The 7,451-nt window shown below is 55.4% G+C and carries 9 protein-coding genes; 4 read left to right on the forward strand and 5 right to left on the reverse strand.

Features of this window, described 5'->3' with window-relative positions; all coding sequences use genetic code 11:
• The coding region (locus VGM18_11560) for a hypothetical protein (GenBank protein HEY3973635.1) at window positions 1-322 on the forward strand (322 nt) is incomplete at its 5' end.
• A 305-nt stretch (window positions 323-627) separates the two neighbouring features.
• On the opposite strand, the gene VGM18_11565 is transcribed toward VGM18_11560, so the two are convergent.
• The 4 genes from VGM18_11565 to VGM18_11580 form a co-directional block, all read right to left on the reverse strand.
• On the reverse strand, window positions 628-1,041 hold the full coding sequence (locus VGM18_11565) for a nuclear transport factor 2 family protein (protein ID HEY3973636.1): 414 nt from the start codon (window positions 1,039-1,041) through the stop codon (window positions 628-630).
• A 59-nt stretch (window positions 1,042-1,100) separates the two neighbouring features.
• Window positions 1,101-1,502, reverse strand: a complete 402-nt coding sequence (locus VGM18_11570) for a hypothetical protein (protein ID HEY3973637.1) — start codon at window positions 1,500-1,502, stop codon at window positions 1,101-1,103.
• Window positions 1,503-1,629: 127 nt separating this feature from the next.
• Window positions 1,630-2,547 carry an NmrA family NAD(P)-binding protein gene (locus VGM18_11575; protein HEY3973638.1) on the reverse strand — a complete coding sequence of 306 codons (918 nt, stop codon included), beginning with the start codon at window positions 2,545-2,547 and terminating at the stop codon, window positions 1,630-1,632.
• 70 nt (window positions 2,548-2,617) lie between these two features.
• Window positions 2,618-3,019, reverse strand: coding sequence for a nuclear transport factor 2 family protein (locus tag VGM18_11580; protein ID HEY3973639.1), 402 nt, complete (start codon window positions 3,017-3,019; stop codon window positions 2,618-2,620).
• Window positions 3,020-3,273: 254 nt separating this feature from the next.
• Between VGM18_11580 and VGM18_11585 the strand changes: the two genes are divergently transcribed.
• Window positions 3,274-3,846 (forward strand): TetR/AcrR family transcriptional regulator, encoded by a 573-nt coding sequence (locus VGM18_11585; protein HEY3973640.1) that lies wholly within the window; start codon window positions 3,274-3,276, stop codon window positions 3,844-3,846.
• A 1,000-nt stretch (window positions 3,847-4,846) separates the two neighbouring features.
• Here VGM18_11585 and VGM18_11590 read toward each other — a convergent pair.
• Window positions 4,847-5,419 (reverse strand): TetR/AcrR family transcriptional regulator, encoded by a 573-nt coding sequence (locus tag VGM18_11590; protein ID HEY3973641.1) that lies wholly within the window; start codon window positions 5,417-5,419, stop codon window positions 4,847-4,849.
• 153 nt (window positions 5,420-5,572) lie between these two features.
• Between VGM18_11590 and VGM18_11595 the strand changes: the two genes are divergently transcribed.
• Both VGM18_11595 and VGM18_11600 read left to right on the forward strand, forming a co-directional pair.
• Window positions 5,573-6,559, forward strand: coding sequence for a zinc-dependent alcohol dehydrogenase family protein (locus tag VGM18_11595; protein ID HEY3973642.1), 987 nt, complete (start codon window positions 5,573-5,575; stop codon window positions 6,557-6,559).
• Between the two features lie 610 nt (window positions 6,560-7,169).
• The coding region (locus VGM18_11600) for a hypothetical protein (protein ID HEY3973643.1) at window positions 7,170-7,451 on the forward strand (282 nt) is incomplete at its 3' end.

Raw genomic sequence — 7,451 nt, forward strand, 5'->3', positions numbered from 1 at the left:
GCCCGAATTCGTCGCGGGCGGCATGATGGGCGATGACTTCTGTATCGACGAAAATGCGGGCGTCGCATATATAGCCACGCACCGACAGAACACCATTGACCGCGTGTCACTGGAGCCAAGCGGGAACAGCTACGTAAGGCATAGCGTTGCGGGTAAGCCCTTCACAGACGAACTGATCGGACCTACGAAGGGGGCTTGGGGGCGGCGTCCCGGCGAGTACGGCCGAGTAGCGTATTTTCAGGCCGACGGAGGCACCAAGTCACCGCCAGTCGCAGCGGGTGGCATCGCCCGACCCGCGAAGGTATTGAGGGTCGAGTTGTAGTGCTGCTCGGCTATCCTATTCCTCTCTCGTGCCGCGCGCAGGCTGAAGGATTTACCGCCAATGGCCGTGACGCCGTTCATTGTCTCCCCTGCATGGATCATCGTCACGGCCCCGTCTGCTCCCCAGATCGGCTTCATGAGCTGCCACCATCTTGTTATCAGCGGAAAGTGCAGAAAAGCGGGGGGACATCCTTTCAGCCGCGCAGGCGGGAACCGGCTGGAGTCGCTCGGAGATTGACCGACACGGCGCGACGTGCGGGGACCTGGAACGGAGGCACCCCGCAAACGACCCGACGAATCCCTCCTTCAAAACAAGTCCGCGCTATTCTGTACATTAGCCTTGGCCAATTCCAACGTATTCAGAGCTTCTCTAAACAGCTTGATCTTGCCATTCTCGGCAACCAGCCGCGCAAAGAAGAGTTGATGAACGGTTCTTCCCGTTTTGATTGACACCGCGGTGGCCTCGAATTCCGCAAAGACCTGGTCGGGAGTCTCGATCGGCACCTTGGTATTCTCGAATTGGAAACCGGGATAGATGTCGAGCACGGATTGGAAAAAGGCGGCGATCGCGTCTCGGCCCCTGTACTCCGTAGGAAGTCCGAAGGTCGCAAGATACGGCAGCTCAAAGGCGCTATCTTCCGCAAACATCTCCGCCGCCTTCTTCGGATCTCTGAACGAGAAGGCGGTGTATTCAAGCATGAGTTCCTTAGCGTTTTTCATAGATCATCTCCTGTTCCTTACCCATCAGCTCATCCGAACTGTTTACAGCGTTCCCGGAACTATCCGCGCTTGGCTTGCGGCGTGATGGGCAAGGATTTCTGAAGCAGATACACCACGACGAATTGGAGGACAGCGATAAAGAGAGGCCCAGCGCATTTTCCAGGATCATGCTCATACAGACCAATTCCGGCATCCAGCAATTGCATGGCGCCGGCGAGTGCACCCAGCAGCAGCAATGCTGACGCCGCCTGCTTGTAGACCGCCCCCAATGCGAACAAAGCCAGAGGAATTGTGCGCGCCGCCGCGTACAGGGCCAATATCAACGACGCTTGCGTTGGAACGGATTCGGCAGGGACCAGGTATTGTGGGCGGATGATCCCCACGATGGAAAAGCCGGTCGCGACCAGGACATCGACTGCCGTAACCACCGAAGCCAGCCGCATCGCGTTTATTGTTGTCACTGATTCCTCTTTCTGATTAAGCTCATCCAAGCTAGGTTTCCACCTGATTCTGACCATCACTTAGTCGGAAAGTTTCTCGTAGTTCCCGAGCTGTCTCCTGCAAACAAGCGCTACCCGGGGGCTGGGCCTAAGCGCCGGGAGCCTTCCTTTGATACCCAGCCGCAAAAACATACTGCACGAATTGTTCAATCGAAGTAGGCGTAGTGTTCTCTTTCGAGCGTGGCTCCAACGGAACAAGGACTCCCGCGTTTATGGCTTTGTACATCTCGATGTACATGGCAGCCCCCTTCGGCGGAACACCCAACTGCATCAACACCTGCTGCACTTGGTCATACGGGAATTGCTGGTAACGCAGACCCGGCCTGTCGATGCCGCGCGCAATCGCCGCGGTAGTTTCCGTCATCGACAAATCTCGCTCGCCGAGCAGTTCGCGCGTTTGTTTGCCCGAAAAATCCAGATCGAGGAGGCGCTGTCCCGCATAGTTGCCAACATCGCGCGTCGCGACCATGGGTAACTTCAAGTCGGGTAGCAGCGCATTTCCCAAAATTCCCATGTGATGGATCATGCCGCTCGCTGCCAGATTGTTCTCCATGAAATACGCGGCGCGAAGGTGCAGAACGTTGAGACCGTCGATAGCGTTCAGTTTTTGTTCCGAAGAATGTAGTCCCGAGACTGGCCCGGCACCTTTAGCAACCTGCGCGCCGTAGCTACTCAAATGCACCGCGTAGCGCAGGCCGGATTCCTTCGCGGCCTTCGCGATCCCATCGCTATCTCGCTCCTGGTCCGCCGGGGATTTTGCCGGCGGCAACAGCAAGTATGCTGCGCGCGCACCGCTGAAGGCTTTCGTGAGCGCAGATACATTATTCATGTCAGCCGTGAACGCTTCCGCGCCTTTGTCCACAAAGCGCTTTAGTCGCCCCGAATCACGCCCGACGACACGCACCTTCTTGCCCTTCGAGAGCAGGACATCGGCGGCGATCGAGCCGGTTTTCCCGCTCGCCCCTAAAATCACATACATTTCGTTCGAAACAACGGGTGATGTCATAGTTACTATCTCCTTTGTTTTGTTAAGAGGACGTCGAACGTCTTCAGAGTGATCGGGTTATCTTTGGCTATCACTTTTGGAATGTGTCGCCGAACATGGGAAGGCCACTCACGGATTCGCCCTTAGTCGCCTCATCCTGCAAAACGTCCCAATGCTCTTTGAGCAGACCGTTTTCGAACCGAAAAATATCGGCTGCGATCCAGGCGGCGGGCCGCCCCATCCCCGTGAAACGACCATGCGCTATGACGTAATCGCCTTCTGCGAAGATGAGTTGGTTCTCGTAATGCAACGTCGCCGGCACTGAGCGGACGAGATTGAACAGTCCTTCGCGACCTGGCGCAATGTGTGCGCTGTGCTGAATGTAGTTCGATGACCAGAAGCGTTCCGCCGCAACGTAGTCACGCTTGTTAAACAGGGTCTCGAAGGCTTCGAGCACGATTGCCTTATTCCGATCTGGGGACGAGTTACTCATTGCCTCTCCGGTGAAATTGCTCCCGCTCTCATTGCACGCATATCGTTTCTCCCTTTTCCCATCTCGCTCCCAGCCTGCACGCTTTACCGCTGCCCGGAGACTATTGAGGTTGATCGAGACCACCAGCTGGTCGCGAATTGATTGTGCCTCCAGCCTCCATCGAACGAACAGTGTGGATTATTGATATAATCCACACATACAGGATTAGATTCATAATCCTGATTTGGTCGCAGATTATTTTCGAGGAGGGATACATGGGCTATTCCCAGGCCCAAAAGGAGAAAACTCATCAGCGCATCGTTGCCATTGCCTCAAAGCGTTTCCGCGAAAAGGGCCTCGCGGGGCTCGGAATTGCGGAATTGATGGAGGAAGCCGGCCTGACGGTGGGCGGCTTCTACAAGCACTTCGCCTCTCGTGACGAACTAGTGGCGGAGGCACTCGGCGATGCATTCGGTGTCTGGCAGCGCCAAAAGGAGGCCGCTGAATCCGGCGGGCAGCCATTCTCCTTCGCGAATCTTGTGGACGACTACTTGAGCGATGTGCACCGCAAGAATCCAGGGGCGGGCTGTGCTTTCAGCGCACTGGCGCCGGAGATCGCTCGCAGCGATAAGCGGACTCGCGCGCTTACCTCTGAGCAGGTCAGGAAGGACCTTGAGTTGATTGTTGGGTTGTTGCCGGGCAAGGACAAGCGCGCGGCGAGATCGAGAGCGATCCTTACTTTCAGCGCGCTCGTGGGAGCAATGTCGCTAGCCCGCGCCATATCGGATGAGGCGCTTTCGAGCGAAATCCTGAAGACGGTAGCGGACCTTCTGAAGAATCCCGCCTAAGAGAGATTGATGTTGTCTCCAATCTCTGGAGAGCGAACATTGGCGCGAATGTCGAACGCTTATGAAGGGAAGCTTTTGCCAAACATCGGAAGGCCGCTGACGGACTCTGCCTGTGTGGCTTCGTCTTGCAACACGTCCCAGTGTTCGGCCAGGAGACCGCAGTGAAGAGACGTTTTTCGGGTACAAGTTCGGGTACAGACATCAGTTCGCCCTAATTACGGCAAACTCCGCTAAACTACGGTCCAGGCTGGATTTAGGCAAATCTCGACTACGCTCAATTACGCTTATTTATCATAGACTTACGGTGTTCTCAGGAAACTCAAAATCCGCCGGGCTTCGGCCCGTGGGGGTTCGACCCCCCTCCCGGCACCACCCTAAACCTTAGTATTTTCAATCGCTTACAGCAACGTACCGGCGCATCTCGCGTCCAATAACCCGCCGTTCGGGTATAAATATGGTTACAGTGCGCATCTCTTTTATTTTGATTAACTTAAGCAAATCTCGTGTCTTCGGCTGCTCCACTCAACTGTCCTTCGCTAACCTTACATATGCTTGTTTACGGAATGCGCAGCGGATAAGTGGTCAGTTCACGACTGGAACTTTTTACGACTCATTTCGAAGCGATTACGCATGGGATTTGGCTCCGTTTTTCAACTTTCGACGTACATGAGGCCCGACCATCTATCCCACCAGTCCTCAATGAGTGACTCGAGGAGCGGTGTTAATCGAAAGGTAACTTCCGCATCGGCGGTCATCCGCCCGGAACCCACGAAAATGCCTTCAGGCGGGTCGAAATCCTCTCGATGAGCGACTGGCGATTTATCGCTTGCTGAGAATCCGTGGATGCACCGGTGAACTCAATCCCGTCTGCTCGGAAAACTGAATTAAATTAGGGAGTCCCCGCTGGCGACCGACGCGCTCTGAATCTCCCGCATCGACGGTTCGAAGAAGCTCTTGTACTCGCGGTCGAATTGATCGCACTCTCATGACCGACTTCGTGTTAAGCAGAGTCCCTCAGAAGCTCTGCCACCGGGTTCAGAATCTCGCGCGAAAGTGCCTCATCCGATACGGCCCGTGCCGAGGACATAGCCCCGACGAGGGCACTGAAAGTCAAAATCGCTCTCGATCTCGCGATACGTTTGTCTTTGGCTGGATACAAAGTGGCAATCAAGTGAATGTCATTCCGGACCTGTTCGGAGGTAAGCGTACGGGTCCGCTTGCCGCCGCGCGCGATCTCCGGCGCCAAGGCGCTGAAGGCACAGCCAGTGCCCGGATTATCTCGGTGCGTTTCGCTCAGATAATCGTCAATCAGCTTTTCATAGGACACTGGCGGCCCGCTGGATTTGGTCGCCTCCACTCGACGTTTCCAACCGCCGAATGCAGAGCTGACTGCTTCGGCCACCAAGTGGTCACGCGAATCGAAGTGCTTGCGGAAGCCGCCTACCGTAAGCCCCGCCTCCCTCATCAGTTCGGCGATTCCGATCCCTGCAAGGCCCTTTTCGCGGAACCTTTTTGACGCGAGCTTAACAATGCGGTCATGAGTCTTCGCTTTTTGAGCCTCCGAATACCCCATGTGGACTCGCTCTCAAATAAATAGCAACTAAATCAGGATTTCGAATCCAATCCTGCATATGGATTATAGCAATAATCCAGAAGAATCCTGGGGCGCTCGAGCTTCCAGCGTGCTCGGTCAAACCATGAATCGTTTGGAAGGAAAGGATTACTTATGCGGCAGTTGCAATTCATAGCTCACGGCGAACCCTCAGAAGTCATCGAGATCAACACGGTCTCCGAACCGGCTCTTGGTCAGGAGGATGTTCTCATCTCGATGGAAGCGGCCCCGCTCAATCCCTCGGACTTTTTGTTCGTCCGTGGCATGTACGGCGTTCGGCCGGCCTTCCCATCCTCGGTGGGCGCGGAGGGTATTGGCCGAGTCGCCAAGATCGGGTCGAGGGTTAATGTTGCTTTGCGGGGTAAACGAGTTCTGATTCTTCCTACCTACGAGCAGGGCACCTGGGCAGATGAAGTTGTCGTCCCAATGCGCAATCTCGTGCCAATGAGCGACGAAGCGGATCCCCTGCAACTCTCGATGATAGGGATTAACCCGGCTACCGCCTATCTTTTGCTGAACAGATACGTTTCCCTGATGCCCGGCGACTGGATCGGTCAAACCGCAGCCAACTCGGCCATGGGGCAGTACATCATTGCCCTCGCGAAGCTTGCAGGAGTCAAGACGCTGAATGTCGTCCGGCGGGAAGAAGCTGCCGAACAAGTGCGGCAGTGGGGAGGTGACCGCGTAATCCTCCAAGGCGACAGCCTACACAAGGACATTGAGGATGCTCTCAACGGGAAGAAACTTAGCCTCGTCCTCGATACGTTGGGCGGAACTCCGGTGGGCGAGTTGGCCAAATCGCTTAAACCTGGCGCCTCGATTGTCGTCTACGCCCTTCAAAGTGGACAGTTCCCGTCCATCTCGCCCAAAGACCTCATCTACCGTGGACTTAACCTCCACGGATTTTGGCTCATAAATTGGATTCGCAATGCGCCGCGCACAGAGATCGAAGAGATTTACCAGAGGCTGGGAGACCTCGTAGCTGATAGATCGCTCTCAGCCACAGTGGAGCAGGTGTATCCGCTTGACCAGTTCAAGGAAGCATTCAAACAATCGTTGAAGTCGAATCGCAGCGGCAAGATTCTGTTCAAGTTCGCATAAGTAAATTTCGACGTTGGGACCTGGCTTCAGATGATTCCAGTTTCGCCACAGGTATCAAACTCTTCGTTGATGGCGGCAGAGAGGACAAATCTGACCGAGAGCCGCTGCTCCGCCTCGCTACCGGAGCGAGCTTCATGAACCGTTCAAAACAAAAACGTCCAACGTCATCTGCAAGAGAGGAAAACAATGAGCGATTCAAATGCGGAGAAGAATAAGGCGACCGTGCTGAAGGGATTCGAAACCCTGTTCAGCATGCGAGACGACATGGCTGCGGACCGATTTTGGTCGCCCAAATACATTCGACACAGTGCCCATATCGAGCCGTGGCGAGACGGGCTCTTCAACAGGGCACGTGGAATCGTGGTGAATCGATCCAACCCGCAGCGCACGGCTTTTCTCGCAGGCATGATAGTCTTTGGGACTTGCGGGGCAGGCGGGCAAACCTCGCCTTTGCGAGATCCCTCCGTTGCGCAAAAGCCGCTCGCACTGCACAATAGTTTTCTTGGTGGAAGCATCTACGGAGAGCGTTTATGCTGCACAAATCGCAGCTTTGCAAGCTTGGCCGACTCCGTCAACGGCCTCGCGAGCGGCAAATATGTACAGGACGTGCATGGCAACGACATCTGGAGTGGTGGTTATTATCGCCCTCATGGTGGGCATCGGTAATACGTGCCATGCGCAAGGCGCTCCGGCTTCTTCGAACAAAGTTTGGCACTCAAAGGCAGAGCAGGGCCTCGACCATGAGCTTGCGGCGCGCCCGGAGGCAAAGTACGATCTTGACCCCCACAGAGAGTATGCCCTCGCGGAGTTGATCGATCTAACGCAGAAACACAATCCTGAGACGCGGGTAGCGTGGGAAGAAGCGAAAGCAAGAGCCGCGTCGCTAGGGGTT

The sequence above is a fragment of the Candidatus Sulfotelmatobacter sp. genome, from assembly GCA_036500765.1.
Classification (GTDB): domain Bacteria; phylum Acidobacteriota; class Terriglobia; order Terriglobales; family Acidobacteriaceae; genus Sulfotelmatobacter.

What these genes read in the sequence shown, in the direction of transcription:
- VGM18_11565 (HEY3973636.1), bottom strand. Translation starts at nt 1,041, where the DNA reads ATGAAAAACGCTAAGGAACTCATGCTTGAATACACCGCCTTCTCGTTC.
- VGM18_11575 (HEY3973638.1), bottom strand. Translation starts at nt 2,547, where the DNA reads ATGACATCACCCGTTGTTTCGAACGAAATGTATGTGATTTTAGGGGCG.
- VGM18_11580 (HEY3973639.1), bottom strand. Translation starts at nt 3,019, where the DNA reads ATGAGTAACTCGTCCCCAGATCGGAATAAGGCAATCGTGCTCGAAGCC.
- VGM18_11585 (HEY3973640.1), top strand. Translation starts at nt 3,274, where the DNA reads ATGGGCTATTCCCAGGCCCAAAAGGAGAAAACTCATCAGCGCATCGTT.
- VGM18_11590 (HEY3973641.1), bottom strand. Translation starts at nt 5,419, where the DNA reads ATGGGGTATTCGGAGGCTCAAAAAGCGAAGACTCATGACCGCATTGTT.
- VGM18_11595 (HEY3973642.1), top strand. Translation starts at nt 5,573, where the DNA reads ATGCGGCAGTTGCAATTCATAGCTCACGGCGAACCCTCAGAAGTCATC.